The organism is Labrys sp. ALF-8 (genome assembly GCF_059699065.1).
In genome coordinates this window covers 908,815-926,344 of record NZ_AP048537.1, presented here as the reverse complement: position 1 = coordinate 926,344, position 17,530 = coordinate 908,815, and the positions used below count along the sequence as shown (strand labels likewise).

The following is a 17,530-nucleotide window of genomic DNA, read 5'->3' as shown; positions in this document are numbered from 1 at the left end:
CTGAAGAAAAGGTGGATCACTTCACCGCGCCGGCCGTCAGACCGCGGATGTAGTAGCGTTGCAAGAGCAGGAAGAGGATGAGGCAGGGGATCATCATGACCGTCACGCCTGCCTGCACGGCGCCCCAGTCGACCGCCCCGAAACGGCCGGATTGGAGGGCCGTCATCATGATCGGCAGGGTGAACTTGGATTGATCCGTCATCAGCACCAGTGCCGCCAGGAACTCGTTCCAGGCGCCCAGGAAGGCGAACAGCGCGATCGTCACCACCCCCGGCCAGACGAGGGGCAGCATGACCGTCAGCAGGAGCCTCGTATTGTTGGCGCCGTCCATGCGCGCCGCTTCCTCGATCTCCCGAGGCACCGCATCGAAGGCGTTGCGCATCATGAAGACGGAGAACGGCAACTGCAGCGTGACATAGACGCATACGAGGCCCGTCAGCGTGTTGGCCAGCCCGAGCTTGGTGAGGATCAGGAAGATCGGAGTCAGGATCGATTGGAACGGGATCATGATGGTCGACAAGATCATCATGAACAGCATGTCCTTGAACGGGAAGCGGAAGCGCGAGAAGCCATAGCCGGCCAGCACGCTGATGATGACCGAAATCACCACCGTCATGCTGGTGACGTAGAGGCTGTTCTGGGCCGGTCCCAGCAGCCCGGCGCCGAAATTGTTGAGGGCTGCGTAATTCTCGGCGGAGAAGCCGCTCACCGGCCAGGGCGGGAGGGGCGGCTGGCGCGCCTCGCCCGATTTCTTGAAGCTGGACAGGACCGTCCAGAAGATCGGAGCGAGGAACAGGATGGCGACACCGATGCCTGCGGCATGGGTAGCGAAGAAGCCCGCCTGCCTTCGCCGCGATGCCGCAGCCGAGGTGCTCATTCCACACCCTCCGGATTGCGCAGCACGCGCAGCTGGACCAGGCTGAGTACGACCAGGATGACCAGCAGCACCATGGAGAGCGCCGCACCATAGCCGAGCTTGAAGGAGACGAAGGACTGGTTGAAGATCCAGTAGACTGCGGTGAGCGTCTGGTTGCTCGGCCCGCCGCGCAGGATGATGTAGAACTGGTCGAAGGCGAGGATCGATCCGGAAACGGACAGGATCAGCGCCAGGGCGAGCGAGCGCCGCATCAAGGGCAGAGTGATGTGGCAGAAGCGGGCAATGGGGTTGGCGCCGTCGATCTTGGCCGCCTCATGCAGCTCGCCTGGGATCGATTGCAGGCCGGACATCAGGATGATCATGGTGAAGCCGGCGACCTTCCATACCACCATGGCGATGATCGACCAGAAGGCCGGCTGGAAGGTGGCGAGCAGGTTGACCTTCTTCTCGGTTAGGCCCAGGGCGTAGGCAGCGGGGCTGAACAGCCCGGCATCGACATTCAGGAGCCATGACCACAGCAGGCTCGCGGAGGCGAAGCCGACGACCACGGGCATGAAGAAGGCGGTGCGATATAAGCCCACGCCCGCGCGGGGGCGTTCGATGAACAGGGCCAGCGGGAAGGCGACGGCAAAGATCGCGATGGTGACGATCACCGTGTAGTAGAAGGTGAAGCCGAGGGCGCCCCAGAAACGACTGTCATTCTCGATGGCAAAGTAGTTCGCGAGCCCTATGAAGCGCGGCACCCCCATCAGCGGCCAGTTGTGCAGCGACATCCAGGCCGTCATGCCGAGGGGGACGATGAAGAAGACCAGCACGAGTGCGACCGCCGGCGCGACATAGAGGAGACCGGCCAGCTGGCCAAGCTTCCGATAGGAGGCGCGCCGTCGCGGCAGCGCCGGATTGATCGCGGTCATGCTCATGGTCCTCGGCATTCGAGGGTGCGGGAAGGGCGGCCGCTGCCGGGAGGGGCAGCGGTGCCTATCGACGAGCAGCCGTCAGGGCGCCGTGTCGATGGTTGACTGCATGGTCTTCTCGGCGGTGGCGATGGCGCCGTCGACATCGTTGCCGTAGAGGGCGTCGCCGATCATCTGGTTCCACGGACCATTGGCGGAATTGATGATGTCGTTGAATACCGTCGAATAGGGCGTGCGGCCCTTCGCCATCGCCTCGGCGGCGATCTGGTAGCGCGGGTCCAGATCCTTCAGCGCGTCCCTGGCGATGTCGCCGCGCACCGGCAGGCTGCCATATTTGGCCAGGATGGTCTGTCCCTCGAGCGAATAGGCGAAGTCGAGGAATTCCTTCAGCACGGCGAGCTTGCTGGTGCCCTTGGTGATGACGAAATTGTCGCCGCCGGCAAAGGAGGACCAGCCTCCGTCCTTCCCGGGCAGGAAGGTGATGCCGTAGTCGATATCGGGATATTGCGTGTTCAGCGCGCCGATCGCAAAGGCGCCGGACGGGTTGATGCCGATCTTGCCGCTGGCGAAGGCGGCGAAGAAGTTGGAGCCGTTGTCACTCTGCGCGCCTTCCGGTACCAGGCCCTTCTTGATCATCGAGCGGTAGAAGTCGATCGCGGCGCGCAACTGCGCGCTATCGAGGGTGGCCTTCCTGCCATCCGCGGAAAGGACGTCGCCACCCGAGGCCCATATCAGCGGGGTGAAGGTGAATATGTTGCAGCCGGGGCAATTGCCGGAGAAATAATAGCCCTTGATGTCGCCGCCAAGCGCGTTGACCTTCTCGGCATCCGCCTCGATCTCAGCCCAGGTCGTGGGACCCTTCTCGGGATCGAGGCCGGCCTGCTTGAAGAGCTTCTTGTTCCAGATCAGCACCGAGGCATCGGCCGAGAACGGCAGCCCGTAGATGCGGTCCTGGTAGGTGCCGGTCTTCACATGCGCCGGGGAGAGGCTGGCGAAATAGGGCAGTGACTTGGCCCAGTCCGTGATGTCCTCCAGTTGTCCGGAGGCCGCGAAGGACGGCGTATAGATCAGGTCGAGCGACAGGCCGTCTGGCGGGGTACCGCCCGCAACCGCCGCGCCGTATTTCTGGATGATCTCGGCATTGGGGATGATATCGAGCTTGATCTGATCCTGATGGCTCTTGTTGAAGGCGTCGACCACCTTCGGCATGAAATTGGATGCGTCCGCGCGCACCCAGATACTGGCTGTCTCCGCTGACCACACCGGTTGAGACAGTCCGATGCCGGCGCACAGCGCCAGTCCGGCGATCCATTTCTTCATGTTGCTCCTCCCTGTTTTTATCATCCCGGCCTAGCCGGCTGTAGAACTCGCCTCGATTGCCCTCGCCTCGGATTGACCGCAGGACTGCCGCACCACCAGGCGGCACGGCAGCTTGCGAATGCCGATTTCCGCTTTCTGGCCATCCACCAGCGTCAGCAGGGCCTGCCCCGCCTCGCGGCCCAGGGCCGTCAGATTCATGTCGACGGAGGTGAGAGGCGGCCTGCTCTGCGTGGCCATGATCTCCCAGTTGTCGAAACCGATGACGCCCACCTGGGCAGGCACGTCGACACCCCGTTCGCGCAACGCGTCGATCATGCCGCGGGCAATCTGATCGTTGCCGCAGAAGACGGCGTCCGGCCATTCCGCTTCTCGATCGAACAACCGGCCGACCGCCTCATGCCCCCAGGCCTCCGACCAGGAACCGAGCAGGGGCTCGAAGGCAGGCAGCCCCAGCCGTTCGAGCGTCTCGCGATAGGCCTGGGCGCGCAGATGCACCACGGCGAAGCTCGCCGGGCCGGTCACATGGGCGATACGGCGACGCCCCAGCCCGGCGAAGTGTTCGATGGCGAGCCTGACCCCTCCCGCCTCATCGGCGACGAACGCCACGGATGCCGGATCGGGTTCCGTGAATGCATAGACGACCGGCATCCTCAGACCCGAAAGGTCGATCGGCAGACGGCGGTCGATGCGCTTGCCCGTGGCGATGATGCCATCCACGCGCTTGTCGAGCATGGCATTGACGTGCAGTTGGGCGAGCCTTGGATCGTCCTCGACATTGCACAGAAATACGGACACGCCCTTGTCGACCAGGGCTTCCGAAATCCCGGCCATCAAAGGCAGAGAAAAGCGCCCATAGGTATCGTTGGTGAGCAGACCGACTGTGAAACTGCGATTGCGAAGCAGGCTCTGTGCCAGAGCGTTGGGACGAAAGCCCATACGCTCGGCCGTTTCTCGGATCAGCGTACGGGTTTCGGGCGTCATGCGCCCCTGGCCATTGAGGGCCTTGGAAGCGGTGGCAACGCTAACCCCTGCCGCGGCCGCGACTTCACGCAACGTGGTCGGCTTCATGGTTCCTGGTCTGGGTGTCCTGGTCATTCCAACCCTGATTTGAGAAAAGGTTTTCTCAAGGAGTCCCGCATTTTTTTGAGCAGGAAGGTCGATGAGAAAACCTTTTTTCACGCGTATCATTCATGCTCGTTCATTTCAAGGGAATTTCCTTCCGAGGGATTGCGCTTTGTGGCGGGGCCGGTCGGCTGGCCGGCACTCCATGATACGATCTGGACTGCCATTGGCTCTGCCGCGTGCCCTCACGGACATATCTCGTCTGAAGAAAGGTCGAGATGAAGGTGCCGGGAGTCACAGATCCTTGTCGGAGACACCGTCGATGCCTCGTGGCCGCAAGGCTGGCAAACTGCTTCTGCAGAGCGAGCGATACCGTTACTCCCCCGACCTATAGCGGAAGCCTTGCCACCACGCGGGTCAAGCGCTCACATTCGGGCAGGGCTTTGAGGGGAATGCCCGCACACAGAACTCTCTGTATCTCGTGCAGGCTGCCATTGATCCGGCCATGTTCCTCTCGTCCAGCTTCGGTGAGGGCGAGTAGAGACCGGCGCGCATCATCGGGATCACGCCTGTCCTTGACCAGTCGCGTGCGTGCGGATTTCATGACGATGCGGACCGCCGTCGTTTCCTCCACGCAAGCTTCCAGAGCCGCCGAGCGTATGTCGATGGGCTGGATGCGGCTGATCGCATCCATGATTCCGAACTGCGACGAAGATATCTCGTCACCGACGACGTCCCGCCAGATGCGGCGAAAGCTGCGGCGTGCGATGCGGAGATAAAACCAGGGGTAGTTGTTCGGAGGGGGGATGGCGGTGCCCTCCACCAAATCGGAAGGCCGAGTGGAAGCGAGGTCCTGCGTGGCTCGTGCCATTGTCGCCCAGGCTTGCACGACGACGGCCTGTTCCGCCGGAGAAAGCGGCGCCATCAAAGCCTCGGTCATCTGCTCGGCGGCCGGGAGGGCGTTAAGGAGAGCGGCCTTGCCCGGCTCGGCGAGCCGCAGCACGGAGCGCCTTCCGTCGTCGGGATCCACGCGCCGCTCGATCCACTGCTGTTCAGCGAGCTTGCGAATGATCGGCCCGATCGTGACCTTGTCGATCCCCACGCGCTCGGCCAGCTCCAAATGGCTGACGCCGTCACTGTGATACAATTCACTCAAGGCGAGAAACTGGGGCTGCGTGAGGGCCTGGGCTGCGGCCATGTGATCCCTCCAGAGGGCCGAACTCACCTGCTCGGCCACCCCCAAAGCGAATCCAGGCGTCGCCGTCACGTTCACATCAAACACGCATATGTCCTCGCCTCGCCGGACAACTGTTACGGACCTGAACCCCAACAATCAATAGCCAAACAAGACAGTGCACCATGCAAGAAACGTGAAGGATTTTTCGCTTTTCACTCGGATATTTGATAAAACGCTATGCAGACGCCGGGTGAATATGTGGGCATTCGCTCATCCTGCACTCATTGCGGGTAATATCCGCATATTTTGGCATGCCTTGCTGCCATCGTGATTGACACCCATGAGCAATTATTAGAAATTCCATGGTACACGTTCTATTTTATCAATGCAGCGGAAGGGCGGAAAGACCCACCGAGGCAAGGACGTGCTCCAGACGAGGGATGGTGTCATGAAGGAAAAGATATTCACGGCCGCTCGCGGCCTCGCCATGGCCGCCATGGCGCTCACGGCCAGCATGAGTCTTGCTTCGGTCGCACAGGCAGCCGATTGCAAGAAACAATATACGATCGGCTTCAGCCACCCGGTCGGAGAATCCGAATTTGCCGCCGCCTTGCGCAAGAAAGTCGTCAAGTATGCGGGCGAGAACGGATGCGTCACCGCGCTGATCGACAACACGCAGCAAAGCAATCTGGAATCCCAGCGTGCCACGCTGGAAAGCTGGGTCATCCGGAAGGTAGACGCCATCGTGGTGCTTCCCGTCGACGCGCCGGCGCTCAAGGGACTGATGAAGAAGGCGCAGGCACAGGGCACGAAATGGCTGACCTACGCAATTGACGTCGAGGGGGCCGACGGCTCCGTCGGCTTCGACAATGTCCGAAGCGGTGATCTCGTCGCCAAGGATGCGCTGGTCTGGCTGAAGAAGCGCTACCCCAGTGGCGGTGTGACGGCCGCCGTCACGACGCTGACGCCCCTCGTGGGTTTCGCAGGCCGCTGGGATGAGCCGCTCAAGCAGTTCAAGGAAGCCGGCTTGCCGGTGGTCTCCGAGCAGGATTGCGCGGATCAGTCCTGCGGACTGCAGATCGCGGAAGATGCATTGCGCCAGCATCCCGATCTCCGTGTTTTCATAGGAATCAATGATGACGCCGCCATCGGGGCGCTTCGCGCCTTCACCAACGCGAAGATCAATCCAGACGAGGTCTACATCGCCGGCCAGGATGGTACCCGCGAGGGCCTGGAAGCCGTCAAGGCGGGCGGTGCGTACCGCGCCTCCGTGGCGATTCTCCTCGACGACCTGGCGAAGTCGATCATCAACAATTCGTTGGCCGCCATCACCGGCAAGGGTGAAAAGTCCCAGGCCGACGTGGAGCTTGGTGTCGCCTCGAAGCCGGAACGGCTGAATGCCCTGATCGCTCAGTACGACGAGTGACGGCCATGGCGCTATCCACCGGTCTCGAAATACGCAATGTCCGGAAATCCTTTGGGGGCCAGGAGGTCCTCAAAGGCGTGAACCTGGCGCTGCAACCGGGCAGGGTCCATGCCCTGCTCGGGCCGAACGGCGCCGGAAAGTCCACGCTTCTCAGCTGTCTCAGCGGCGCGATCATGCCGGATGACGGCGAGATCGTCATCGCCGGCAACTCCTATCGCGGCTTCACTCCCGCATCGGCATTCGACGCCGGCACGGCCATCATCTACCAGCATTTCCAGCTCATCGATCAGCTCTCGATTGCCGACAACATCTTTCTCGGTCGGGAACTGCGATATCCCTGGGGCGCGATACGCTTCAAGGAGCAGAACGCCCGCGCGCGGGAGATGCTGGAATCGTTTGGCGTTGCTCTCGATCCGCACCGCCTCATCGAGGACCTGAGTGTCGGCGAACAGCAGATCGTCGAGATCGCGAGGGCGATCATAAAGGAGCCGTCGGTCCTGATCCTGGACGAACCGACGGCCGCCCTCAGCGAGTCCGAGGTGACACTGCTGCTCGATCTCATTCGTCGCCTGGCCGAGGATCACGGCCTGACGATCATCTACGTGACGCATCTGCTTCGCGAGGTTCTCGAAGTGGCGGATGCAGTGACGGTCATCCGCGACGGCCATGTCTTGTGGACGCGCGATATCGATGAACTCAGCCTATCCGATCTGGTGCAGGCGATTGCGCCGGATCGGACCGCGCGCGAAAAGGCCGAACGTCGCGAGCCGGCGCGCGACATCATCGTGTTCGAGGATTTCAGGTCCAGCTTCACCGGTCCCGTCAACCTCGCCGTTCGCGACGGAGAGATTCTCGGAATCTTCGGCCTGCTGGGTTCCGGACGCACGGACCTGCTCGAAGGGCTGGCGGGCGTGCGGCGCAATTCTGGACGAGTCAATCTGGATGGCCGGCTCATGCGGCTCAACTCACCGGCCGCCGCCCAGAAGAGCGGTATCGCCTTTGTCGCCTCCGACCGTAAGGAACAGTCCTTGTTCAACGAACTGGCCGCGCAGGAAAATCTGCTGGTGCCCCACTATCCGGCTCTCTCCAGCCCGCTTCGCTCGAAGAGCCGGGAAGCAGCCATCTTCGAACGCACGGCCAACATCATAGGGTTGCTGCCTCCGGACCCCGACAAGGATGCGGGCACCCTGTCGGGCGGCAATGCACAGAAGCTCGTCGTCGGACGCTGGCTTACGGGGCTCGACGATACCTGCATTCTCGTACTGGACGAGCCGACGCAGGGCGTGGACGTCGGAGCGCGCCACGATCTCTATGCGCTCTTCCGGAAATATGCATCTGCCAGTCGGCATGCGGTGATCTTTTCCTCCAGCGATCCCGAAGAGGTGATCACCCTCGCGGACCGGATCGTGGTGCTGGTCGCAGGCGAAGTCGCTGGAGTCGTTGATGCCGATATCGGTGAGGAAGCCCTCCTCACCCTGGCGCACAGCTAACCGAAAGGGGACGGAAATGAGCAAATCCGCGCGTGCTGTGCAGGGCTCGCCGACATACCGCAGAGAGGATTCCGGCCTGGGCCTGAAGGGGGTGTCGATCCTGGTAATCCGCTGGCTTCTGCCCGCCGCTACAATCCTCCTGATGATCTATTTCGCCATGCAGAGCGACGTATTCCTCACACGGGAGAACCTGCTTTCGATCGCAACCCAGAATGCACCGACCTTTGTCGTCTCGGCCGTTTTCGGAATGCTGCTGATGTCGGGTTATGTCGACCTTTCCGTCGGCTCGGTATTTGCCCTCGTCGGCGTGGCTTCCGGCATCGCCATGAACGCATGGGGAATGGCGGCGGGCTTATGCATCGGCCTGGGCATCGGCGTATGCGCCGGAGCGATGAATGGTGCCCTGATCGGTCTCCTGGGTTTTTCGCCCATCGTCGTCACGCTGGGAGGCCTCGCGGCAGCGAGAGGTCTCGCGCAATTCATGGGGCAAGGCTCGATTTTCGGCTTTCCGGAGCCATTCGTTGATTTCGGGTCCGGCGAGACCTTCGGCGTGCCCAACCTGGTGATCGTTGCCGTTATAGTCTGCGCGATTTGCATCATCACCATGAGCAGCCTGCCGATCGGCAAATGGATCATCTCGATCGGCGTCAATCCGCGTGCCGCCTTTCTCGTCGGAATTCCGGTGAAGGGCACGGTCGCGACCCTCTATGTGCTCACGGGAGTCGCGGTCAGCATTGCCGCCCTGCTGCAGATCGCCCGTCTCGACAGCGCCCCCTCAGGCACCCTGGGCTCAGGCTTTGAAGTTACGATCCTGACGGCGGTGCTGCTCGGCGGCATTCCGTTCAACGGCGGCAGGGGCAGCCTCTGGCGGGTGCTGGTCGGTGTCTGGCTGATCGGCGTTCTCAAGAACGGCCTGACGCTCCTCAACGTCGGCACGGAACTGAGCGGCATCATCACGGGCGCCGTCCTGATTCTCGCCGCCGCTCTGGAAGGCGCGCGCTTCTATATCCGCAAGTTCGCCTGAGGTGCATTCCATGTTGACGGGCTACCTTTCCAAGCTGAGTTGCAGGGCCGGCGAAACGGTCGACGTGATGGTCAGCAGCTCAAGCCCCGATGTGACGATCGACGTCATCCGGCTGATCCACGGCGACACCAACCCGCTGGGCCCTGGCTTCGTCTTCGACGAGATAGCCGAGATCGCACCGCAAACGGTATCCGCGCGGGAAATGGCGACGCCCATCGGCTCCTTCGCGGTCAGCGCTGCTCCATTGGCCATGGAGTCCGGTAAAGGGCTCGACATCCGCATGGCCATCTGGCCGACCGTCCCAGCACTCGGCAGGCGGCAGACGCTGCTTGGGCTGCCGGGGATGGGGCTGTCGCTCTGCCTGGATCAGGCGGGATGTCTCACGCTTCTGCGCGCCGGCGATGTCGTCTGCCGGATCGAACGACCTTTCTCCAGGCGAACCTGGTACGCGCTGAGCGTGTCGATTTCCTCCGCCTCGACGGCGATTTCGGTCGATATCCTACGCAAAGCGGGTGCAGTCCGCAGCGCTTTTGCCAGCCAGACGGGAGGAGGATGGCCGCTCGGGGGCTCGAGCGACATCTTTCTTGCTGCCAGCCATTGCCGCGAGGAAGGCGCACAGCGATTTCCGATCGATGTCTACAATGGGAAGATCGCCTGTCCGTCCTTGTCGTCCGGCAGCCTTGCAATAGCCAAATGGGCTTTCGAGCAGGACATGGATCTGCAAGTCTGCCGCGACATCATCGGCGGAAACGACCTCCGTCTCGTCAATGTGCCGACGCGCGCAATGACCGGCCCAGCTTGGAACGGGCTTGTCCACGCATGGACACTGGACCCGAGCCAGTATGATGCGATCCATTTCCATGACGACGATCTTTCCGATGCGGGCTGGCCGGTCTCGGCACAGGTGAGCATTCCCGAAAGCCTGAGGAGCGGAGTCTATGCCGTCAGGCTGAGGACAGCGGATGCGGAAGATCATATTCCACTGGCGGTGCGGCCCGGCCCCAACGCCGCGCCGAGCCCTATCGCCTTCGTTCTCGGGACCTATACCTATGTCGCTTATGCGAACGAACACCTGACGGAAGGTGAGTTCGAGCAGGGAAGTGAACTGGAGGTCAAGACCGGGGAGGCCGAGACATTGGCCGCTGCCCATCAGGAATGGGGCAAGAGCGTCTACGACTATCACAGCGATGGGTCGGGGGTTGCGCATTCGACCCATCTTCGGCCGATTCCCAACATGCGGCCGACCTATCGATTCTGGGGCTTTGACGCACCCCGCCGCTTCTCCTGCGACCTCTACATCGTCAATTTTCTTCACCAGCGGTGCCTGCCATTCGACATCATCACCGAGCATGATCTCGATGCCGAATGGGAGACGATCCTCGTTCCCTACCAGACCGTGATCGCCAGCTCGCACCCGGAATATTACAGTGGCCAGATGCTCGACGCCTATGAAAGACATGCCGAGACCGGCGGCGGGCTCCTCTATCTGGGAGGAGACGGCTTCTATTGGGTGACCACGGCCGTCAGGGACTTGCCGCATGTCATCGAGGTTCGAAAATTCGAAGGACTGCGACACTGGGAGGCGGGGCCAGGCGAACGCTACCATTCAAGCACGGGTGAACTCGGTGGCATCTGGCGCAGCCGTGGCCGCAGTGCCCATGCGATATTCGGCGTCGGCATGGCCGGCTACGGCTGGGACCGCAAGGCGCCTGGATACCGGAGAACCACGGCTTCCTACGAGCCGGAGGCTTCGTGGGTCTTCGACGGCATAGAGGACGAAGTCATCGGTGATTTCGGACTGATCATGAACGGAACCAGCGGGGACGAGATCGATCGCATCGACTACCACTATGGCACGCCGCCGGAAACGATCGTACTCGCCTCATCCGAGCCGCACAGCGAATGGTACGTTCCGGTACCGGAAGACATTCTGTCGACATCCAACAAGATGAATGCGGTCTACAATCCGAACGTCCGCTCCGACATGGTCTTGATCGAGAAGGATGGCGGAGGAGCGGTCTTCTCAGTCGGTTCCATCATTTTTGCCGGTGCCCTGCCGGTCAACGGCGGCAAGAATAACGTAGCCACGCTTCTCGAAAATGTCGTTCGGAACTTTACGGAGCGGAAGAGAACCGTTTAGGCATCAGCGATTGCGATGCGAGAGACGGCGCAGATGTTCGACCTCCGCGTCTGCAACCTCCAACTGCTCGCCCCCGGTAGACCAGGCCAGCGGCGAGGCCGGTGGTTCGACATCGAAGAAGGGCTGGCCGATCAGGGCATTGGCGATCACCGCGCTGCGCCACGCCATCAGGCTGAGTTGCGGCTCGGCGATGCCATGGCTGATCAGCCCGGCGTTCAGCGCGAAGATGCGACTATCGGCGGGGCCGTCCCACTTCACCGAAAAATCTGCATCCAGTCGCAGCCGGCCCGTTCCGTCGATCGCGATGCGGTCCTGGATCTGCGAGAGGCAATCGGGCAGGCGATAGCTATAGCCCGTGGCCAGTACGATCACATCGGCCTGACTGAATTCGATGCCGCCGTCGAAGCCGTTGCGCATCACCAGCCGGAAGCCGCCTGCACTCTGCTCGACGTCCAGCACTTCGCGATGCGGCATCAAGCGGGCCTGGGGGCCGCCACGCTCGATATGCCGCAGCGTATAAAGGCGCTGGTAGATCCCCGACAGCGTGGAGGCCGAAACACCATCGCCCGCCAGCTTTTCGCGCTCTACGGTGGACAGGCGCCGACCCTCGGCAAGGCCGTGGAAGTTGCGCACGTAGTGCGGGGTGAACAATTCGTTGGTGAAGGGCGTGGCGTCGAGCGGCTGGAAGTTCGGGCGCAGGCTGATCCAGTCGATCGAAGCCGCCGCGGCTTCGCCCGCTCCCAGGAGGTGAAGCAGGATCTCCGCTCCGCTCTGGCCTCCTCCGATCACCGCGACGCGCTTGCCTGCGGCACGAGTGAGTTCGAAGGCGGCACGCGAGGAGTGGAAGTGGTTCTGCCCGGTCAGCTTGCGTACGAACTCGGGCTGGTAGGGCTGCAGGCCGATGCCGAGGGCGACGTTGCGGGCTTCGACCGAGCCGTTGCCCGTCTGCAGGATGAAGTGGCGGCCGTCGAACTCCAGGGCCTGCACGTCTTCGCCAAAGCGCAAGCTGTCCAGGCCCTTGGCGACCCAGGCGAGGTAATTGGCGAACTCCTGGCGCGGGACGTCGGCAAATTCGGCATTGATGAAGTCATAGAAGCGCCGATGCGCGACGAGATAGGCGATGAAGCTCCAAGGGCTGGTGGGGTTGGTTGCCGTCACGAGGTCCTTCAGGAAGGAGGTCTGCAGCGTCACGCCGGGCAGCATCATGCCCGGATGCCAGTTGAAGCGTTCGCGCTTTTCGAAGAAGACGGTCTCGACACCGTCGATGGCGTCGAGCTGCGCGGCGAGACTGAGGTTGAACGGGCCTATGCCGATCCCGGCGAGGTCGAACGGATTGCGCTGTGTCATGCCTGAACTCCTGCGGATTTGTCGGCGAAACCCTGGTCTCGAGAGGGATGGGATTCGCATTCGGCGAGGTAAAGGGGGTTATCGAGGTCGCTGCCCAGGCTCGGTATCGGGCGGCGATTGGCGTCGCCGTAGCCGATGGCGAGCCGGACGCGGTTGATGCAGATGCGCGGCACCTTCGGCGTGAAGAGATTGAACAGTTCGAAGCGGGCCGACAGGTCGGGGTGGCGCGCCTGATAGAGGCGCAGGCGCCTGGCCAGCACGCCGTAGAACTCGATTTCCGGGAAATGATCGTGGCTTGCGAGCGTATCGGACAGGAAGCGCAGCACGCTGGCGAAATGCCCGGTCTGCAGGTGTTGCAGGAGATGCGCTGCCGGCCGCTTCAGCAGGGTGTCCCGGATGGCCGGAGTGAGATCGGCGGCTTCCGCGAATGCCTCGTCGACGAGGTCGACGTCACCTTGCAGGTCCTTCAGAGCGACACCGCAGGGAACGCTGCCCTCCAGCAGCAAAGTGATGTTCTGGCCATGGGCGATGAAGCCCACGCCGTAGCGGCAGAGGAAGTGATAGAGGGGGAGGACGACGGCATCGAACAGACGCGCCAGCCACGCCCCATGCGACAGGCCCGATGCTGCGATCAGGGCGCTTGCGAGCGGTACGCCGGCAAAGTCGCTCTTGAGCAGGGCGCCGAGCATCAGCGGGCGCTGTCCTGCGGCGAGGCCCGCCTCCGGGCTCTCGCGCCAGATCACGCCCAGCATCTCGCGAAACTGGTAGGGAGCATCGGTGATCCGCTCGTAGAGGGGGTGGGGATAGAAGGCACCCGCGCATTCGCGCAGCACCAGCGTGTTCGCAAGCGCGGGTTCCTGCCTGGTCTTGTCGGCGAGCCAGTTCGAGAAGGCCGGGCCGATCGCCATGTATTTGCCGGGCACGCCGCGCCAGGCGGAAGTGTTCAGAATGGTGAGCGAGAGCTTGAGGTGGAGCTTGGCTGGCGAGGCCGCATTGGCAAGGGTACGCAGGGACTGGAGCGGACGGTAGGCATCGCCGAAAAGCCCGAGCGGCACGATGCGTCCGGCTGCGATCTCGCCGGCGAACTGTGCCACGATCATGTTGTCCCACTGCCAGGGATGCACCGGCAGGAGCACGAAGCGCCCCGGATCGAGGCCCGCCGCCTTGCAGGCGGCCTGCAGCCTCTCGTGCTCGTCTCCGCCTAGGGAGGCTGCGAGCAGCGCCTGTTCGTCGATGTCTCCGGCAAGGCTGAAGCGGCAGCGGCAGCGGTCCGCGGCCAGCCAGAAGAGCTGGAAGGTCGGTTGGAACTCGGGCGCGTATCGGGCGTAGTCGTCCAGGCCCCAGCCGATCCGGCCCTTGCTGGCAGGCGCCTTGGGATGGCCGTCGAGATAGGCCTGGATCTGGTCGTCCGGCAGGGCCAGCAGATGTTCGCTTTCGCCGGAGCCGGCCATGGTTGCGATCCGGGCATCTGCCAGCAGGGTGCTGAAGAGCTCCTTGGCATAGATGCACAGCGTGTCCGGCTCGATGTTCAAGGTTTCACGGGCATCGAGCATGAAGCCGGCGGCATCGTCGGCCGGGCGCAGCGCCGCACCGTCCTGGCGCATCAGGCTCGCCGTGTCGATCGACAGATTGCCCCAGATGCGGCGCACTGCCTTGAAGCGATAGGCGACCCCGCCTCCCAGGCGCAGAAGCCACTGGGTGCCTTCGGCGTTGGTGGCCTCGGGCTTCAGGCCCTCCTCGAAGGCGAACTCGCTGATCGCCTTGGCGATGACGGCCCGGTTCAGTGCCACCCAGAGCCCGGCATCGATGAGCTTGCCATCCGGCAGAGGCCCAAGGATCGCGGCGCCAGGGGTCACCGCGCCGGTCATAGCGTCACCTCTCGGAAGAAGCGCTCGCGATGACAGCAAACCAGGGCGGCGCGCTTGTGCGGGAAGTCGAATTCCTTCACCTTGTCGTAGGCGGTCTCGGCGCAATAGCTCAACATCTTCTGGTGCGAGGCGCGCGGCTCGCCGACCACCCGTTGCGTGCGCGGCTCGTCGAGAAACAGGCAATGTGTCACCGAGCGGAACCAGGTGCCGGTCTTGGTGCGGCCGAGGTGGCGGGGATTGCCGATCAGGCCGTGCCATCCGCGATCGTAATCCTCTGCGTCGTAGAAGGGGCCGAGCCGGTCTTCCTTGGCCCAGTAGAATTCGAAATAGCTGGACGGCTCGTCGCCCAGGCTGCCGATCACGCCGAAGATGTGCGGATCGGCCTCCTGCCCGGCGAGATAGCGATCGAGTTCGGCCTCGCTTTGGGCGAGCTCCCAGAAGAAGGCGACGCGCGGCTGGTTCATCCAGCCATGGAAAAGCCGGAGATCGCGGCGCCGATCGATGGCCTGCATCGACAGCGTGGTTCCCAGTTCCGGGATCCAGCGCCGGTAGAAGGTGCCGGTCGGCTGCGGCGGCCGCAAGAGCGGCAGGCGATCCCGCGGGCCGATGGCGGAGCGGATCCCGGGAAAGGCGCGCGACCCCTCCGGCCGGTGCCAGAGCAGGGGGAACTGGTAGAAATGCTCGCGGGCGATGCGCACGGCGCTCGCTCCGGTCTCCTCGTCCGTCACCGTCTGGACGGCAAGGGCCGACAATCCCGGCTTGCTGGCGACATCGGGCAGATGCAGGGCGGTCATGCCGGGGAAGAGCTGGAAGGCCGCTTCCACCAGGATGGCAATGACGTGGACATCGCCGGGATGGGCCGCATCGGGTTCGTGGATGGCAAGGATTCCCGGACTGTCCCCTTCGGGCGCGCGCAGCCCGGCCCGTCCGATTGTCGTGGGGCCGGCATGGGCGGCCAGCTCCAGGGTACCATCCGCCTGCAAGCGGCTCTCGATGGCCGCTTCGCCGTCGAGGCCAAGGGGCCAGTGCCGGGTCGGTGCCGGGGAAGTGGTGATGTCGGCGGGGTCGATCTTCTTTTGCAGGGTCATGCCGCGACCTCCGCAAGGGGGTTGCGCAGGGGCACATAGCCGGCGAGAGGATCGGTCACCTCGGTGTTCTCATTGATGTTGCGGAAGCAGATCATGAAGTTTCCTTTGCTGCCGAGCGTTGGCGCGGTGAGGAGATAGGTGAGGCAGGTCTTGTCGGTCAGCGGCAGGGCGGCGAGCTCCTCCAGGAAGGCTCGCAGGTCGCCGATCAGGATGTCCTCGGCCAGGAGACGGGAGACGCCGAGCGCGCCGATCACCGCGAAGACCGAATTGACGAGGAGATAGTAGCCCACGAGCCGGGCGGCATCGTTCGTGTTGAAGACATGGCCCGCCTGCATCGGGCTGCCGGGCGCCTTCGCAGCGAGGTCGGGCAGGAATTCGCGAATGTAGCCGGTGCCCTGGCAGTCACGGAAATGCACGGCCGTGGGCCAGCCTTCGGCAAGTTCCACCACGATGTTCTGCTGATGCGCGCCGAAGAGCAGGCCGATATCGGCCTGGATCAGCAGGAAGGGCGCGACGACCTTGTCGAGGAACATGCGGAACCAGCGGCGGGCCACGGCATTGGGATCGGCCGCCTCCCGCCCTGCGATGCGCCGGATCATGATGGCGAGGGCGCTGTCACGCCCGTCGGGATAGATCTCGCAAAGTGAGGCCAGCACGGCGGCCGGCGGCTGGCTTGCCCCCCTGAACGGGTTTTCGCGCAGGATCACCGTGGTCTGCGGCAGAGCCTTGCCGTCGGCGTCCCGCAGCAGCAGATAAGCGGGCTCCCCCATGACCTTGAAGCTCGGGAAACGCCGGGCAATGGTCTGGCCGACTTCACTCGCCAGGAGGCGGTCGATCTCGATGCCTCGCTCGCATTCGCGGGTCTCGATGACCCGGCGCGAATTGGTGAGGCGCAGGCTGAGTGAGAATTTCAGCATCCAGTCGGCATGAGGGGCATGGATGCTGCGCAGCGATGACGTCGCCTGCCAGGACGAGCCGGCATGGCCGAGATCCTGCAGAAGGCCGCGGCGGAACAGCCCGTCGACGGCTGGGTCGAGCGCCAATCGGGTCGCCTGCCAGGGATGCATCGGCAGCAGGACGCGGTTCCTCGCGGCCTGCACGATCCCGGGATCCATCATGGGGTCGTCGGTGGCCAGGGTCTGGCAGAGCTCGGCCGCGGTCCGGGTGCGTGAACTGTCCTGGAGCACCAGACCGGGATCGGCGGCCCACCAGCGCAGGGCGAATCCGCGCCGATATTCGGGGGCGAAGCGCCGCGAATCCTCCAGGGTGAACTGGTCCCGGCTGCGCGGCGTGGGATGGACGGCATGGCCGAACCGCAGGGAACCCTCGGCCTCGGCGAAGCTGGGGTCGCGCTGTGAGAAAAAGGCATCGGGGGAGGGAACACGCGCTGCCACGTCCTCGATGTTCCTGATGCTGTCGAGCACCCGTGACAGGAAGGTCAGGCTCCTGTCCCTGTCGGCGCGGCCGACGATGTCCGGTTCGCTGGCGATCAGGAAGACGAACTCCTGGAAGCTGATGGGGCGCGGCGGCGCCGTGCCCGAAAACTCCAGGAATGGGGGGCGGAAGCCGTGATAAGCCGCCCGCGATCGATGCGTCACCTCGATCGCGACATGGCCGCCCCGGTGTGGCAGGGGAAAGCGGGCGAGAAGCCGGCCGTTTCCAGCGCTGCCATCTTCGTGTTCCATCGTCCACCCCTGCCATTCGCGCATCAGACTGTTAAGGAATGCACGCATGGAGACGTCGTGGGCAACGTCGATCGATCTTCTGACCAAGTCGATGGCGTTCATGGTATTCCTC

The 17,530-nt window shown here is 63.4% G+C and carries 13 protein-coding genes; 4 read left to right on the top strand and 9 right to left on the bottom strand.

The window, feature by feature from the left end; translation table 11 throughout:
- Positions 1-16 precede the first annotated feature (16 nt).
- The 5 genes from AC6H34_RS04165 to AC6H34_RS04145 all read right to left on the bottom strand — a co-directional run bounded on the left by AC6H34_RS04165 (position 17) and on the right by AC6H34_RS04145 (position 5,455).
- Positions 17-877, bottom strand: coding sequence for a carbohydrate ABC transporter permease (locus AC6H34_RS04165; RefSeq protein ID WP_448145998.1), 861 nt, complete (start codon positions 875-877; stop codon positions 17-19).
- Positions 874-1,791 carry a carbohydrate ABC transporter permease gene (locus AC6H34_RS04160; protein ID WP_497538001.1) on the bottom strand — a complete coding sequence of 306 codons (918 nt, stop codon included), beginning with the start codon at positions 1,789-1,791 and terminating at the stop codon, positions 874-876. Before AC6H34_RS04160 ends, AC6H34_RS04165 begins: the two co-directional genes overlap by 4 nt.
- A gap of 81 nt (positions 1,792-1,872) precedes the next feature.
- Positions 1,873-3,111: an ABC transporter substrate-binding protein gene (locus AC6H34_RS04155; RefSeq protein WP_497538000.1), complete on the bottom strand. Its 1,239-nt coding sequence runs from the start codon at positions 3,109-3,111 to the stop codon at positions 1,873-1,875.
- Positions 3,112-3,141: 30 nt separating this feature from the next.
- The gene (locus AC6H34_RS04150) at positions 3,142-4,179 is read right to left on the bottom strand and encodes a LacI family DNA-binding transcriptional regulator (protein ID WP_497537999.1); all 1,038 of its coding nucleotides are present in this window, start codon (positions 4,177-4,179) and stop codon (positions 3,142-3,144) included.
- A gap of 382 nt (positions 4,180-4,561) precedes the next feature.
- Positions 4,562-5,455, bottom strand: coding sequence for a MarR family winged helix-turn-helix transcriptional regulator (locus AC6H34_RS04145; protein ID WP_497537998.1), 894 nt, complete (start codon positions 5,453-5,455; stop codon positions 4,562-4,564).
- A gap of 343 nt (positions 5,456-5,798) precedes the next feature.
- Here AC6H34_RS04145 and AC6H34_RS04140 point away from each other — a divergent pair, with 343 nt between their 5' ends.
- The 4 genes from AC6H34_RS04140 to AC6H34_RS04125 are packed head-to-tail and all read left to right on the top strand — an operon-like array spanning position 5,799 to position 11,430.
- Entirely contained in the window at positions 5,799-6,776 is a 978-nt protein-coding gene (locus tag AC6H34_RS04140) for a sugar ABC transporter substrate-binding protein (protein WP_497537997.1), read from the top strand.
- Positions 6,777-6,781: 5 nt separating this feature from the next.
- Positions 6,782-8,266, top strand: coding sequence for a sugar ABC transporter ATP-binding protein (locus AC6H34_RS04135; protein WP_497537996.1), 1,485 nt, complete (start codon positions 6,782-6,784; stop codon positions 8,264-8,266).
- A 16-nt stretch (positions 8,267-8,282) separates the two neighbouring features.
- A complete protein-coding gene (locus AC6H34_RS04130) occupies positions 8,283-9,290 on the top strand; it encodes an ABC transporter permease (protein ID WP_497537995.1) in 1,008 nt (335 codons plus the stop codon).
- A gap of 10 nt (positions 9,291-9,300) precedes the next feature.
- Positions 9,301-11,430, top strand: coding sequence for a N,N-dimethylformamidase beta subunit family domain-containing protein (locus AC6H34_RS04125; RefSeq protein ID WP_497537994.1), 2,130 nt, complete (start codon positions 9,301-9,303; stop codon positions 11,428-11,430).
- A gap of 3 nt (positions 11,431-11,433) precedes the next feature.
- Here the strand turns inward: AC6H34_RS04125 and AC6H34_RS04120 are convergent, their stop codons facing one another.
- The 4 genes from AC6H34_RS04120 to AC6H34_RS04105 are packed head-to-tail and all read right to left on the bottom strand — an operon-like array spanning position 11,434 to position 17,520.
- Positions 11,434-12,777, bottom strand: coding sequence for a lysine N(6)-hydroxylase/L-ornithine N(5)-oxygenase family protein (locus AC6H34_RS04120; protein WP_497537993.1), 1,344 nt, complete (start codon positions 12,775-12,777; stop codon positions 11,434-11,436).
- Positions 12,774-14,645: an IucA/IucC family protein gene (locus tag AC6H34_RS04115; protein WP_497537992.1), complete on the bottom strand. Its 1,872-nt coding sequence runs from the start codon at positions 14,643-14,645 to the stop codon at positions 12,774-12,776. Before AC6H34_RS04115 ends, AC6H34_RS04120 begins: the two co-directional genes overlap by 4 nt.
- The gene (locus AC6H34_RS04110; protein WP_497537991.1) at positions 14,642-15,733 is read right to left on the bottom strand and encodes a GNAT family N-acetyltransferase; all 1,092 of its coding nucleotides are present in this window, start codon (positions 15,731-15,733) and stop codon (positions 14,642-14,644) included. Before AC6H34_RS04110 ends, AC6H34_RS04115 begins: the two co-directional genes overlap by 4 nt.
- Positions 15,730-17,520, bottom strand: coding sequence for an IucA/IucC family protein (locus AC6H34_RS04105; protein ID WP_497537990.1), 1,791 nt, complete (start codon positions 17,518-17,520; stop codon positions 15,730-15,732). Before AC6H34_RS04105 ends, AC6H34_RS04110 begins: the two co-directional genes overlap by 4 nt.
- Positions 17,521-17,530 lie beyond the last annotated feature (10 nt).

Excerpts from the sequence above, each read along its gene's own strand:
- AC6H34_RS04115 (WP_497537992.1), bottom strand. The coding sequence starts at position 14,645 with ATGACCGGCGCGGTGACCCCTGGCGCCGCGATCCTTGGGCCTCTGCCG.
- AC6H34_RS04130 (WP_497537995.1), top strand. The coding sequence starts at position 8,283 with ATGAGCAAATCCGCGCGTGCTGTGCAGGGCTCGCCGACATACCGCAGA.
- AC6H34_RS04150 (WP_497537999.1), bottom strand. The coding sequence starts at position 4,179 with ATGAAGCCGACCACGTTGCGTGAAGTCGCGGCCGCGGCAGGGGTTAGC.
- AC6H34_RS04135 (WP_497537996.1), top strand. The coding sequence starts at position 6,782 with ATGGCGCTATCCACCGGTCTCGAAATACGCAATGTCCGGAAATCCTTT.
- AC6H34_RS04125 (WP_497537994.1), top strand. The coding sequence starts at position 9,301 with ATGTTGACGGGCTACCTTTCCAAGCTGAGTTGCAGGGCCGGCGAAACG.
- AC6H34_RS04160 (WP_497538001.1), bottom strand. The coding sequence starts at position 1,791 with ATGACCGCGATCAATCCGGCGCTGCCGCGACGGCGCGCCTCCTATCGG.
- AC6H34_RS04110 (WP_497537991.1), bottom strand. The coding sequence starts at position 15,733 with ATGACCCTGCAAAAGAAGATCGACCCCGCCGACATCACCACTTCCCCG.
- AC6H34_RS04155 (WP_497538000.1), bottom strand. The coding sequence starts at position 3,111 with ATGAAGAAATGGATCGCCGGACTGGCGCTGTGCGCCGGCATCGGACTG.
- AC6H34_RS04105 (WP_497537990.1), bottom strand. The coding sequence starts at position 17,520 with ATGAACGCCATCGACTTGGTCAGAAGATCGATCGACGTTGCCCACGAC.
- AC6H34_RS04120 (WP_497537993.1), bottom strand. The coding sequence starts at position 12,777 with ATGACACAGCGCAATCCGTTCGACCTCGCCGGGATCGGCATAGGCCCG.
- AC6H34_RS04140 (WP_497537997.1), top strand. The coding sequence starts at position 5,799 with ATGAAGGAAAAGATATTCACGGCCGCTCGCGGCCTCGCCATGGCCGCC.
- AC6H34_RS04165 (WP_448145998.1), bottom strand. The coding sequence starts at position 877 with ATGAGCACCTCGGCTGCGGCATCGCGGCGAAGGCAGGCGGGCTTCTTC.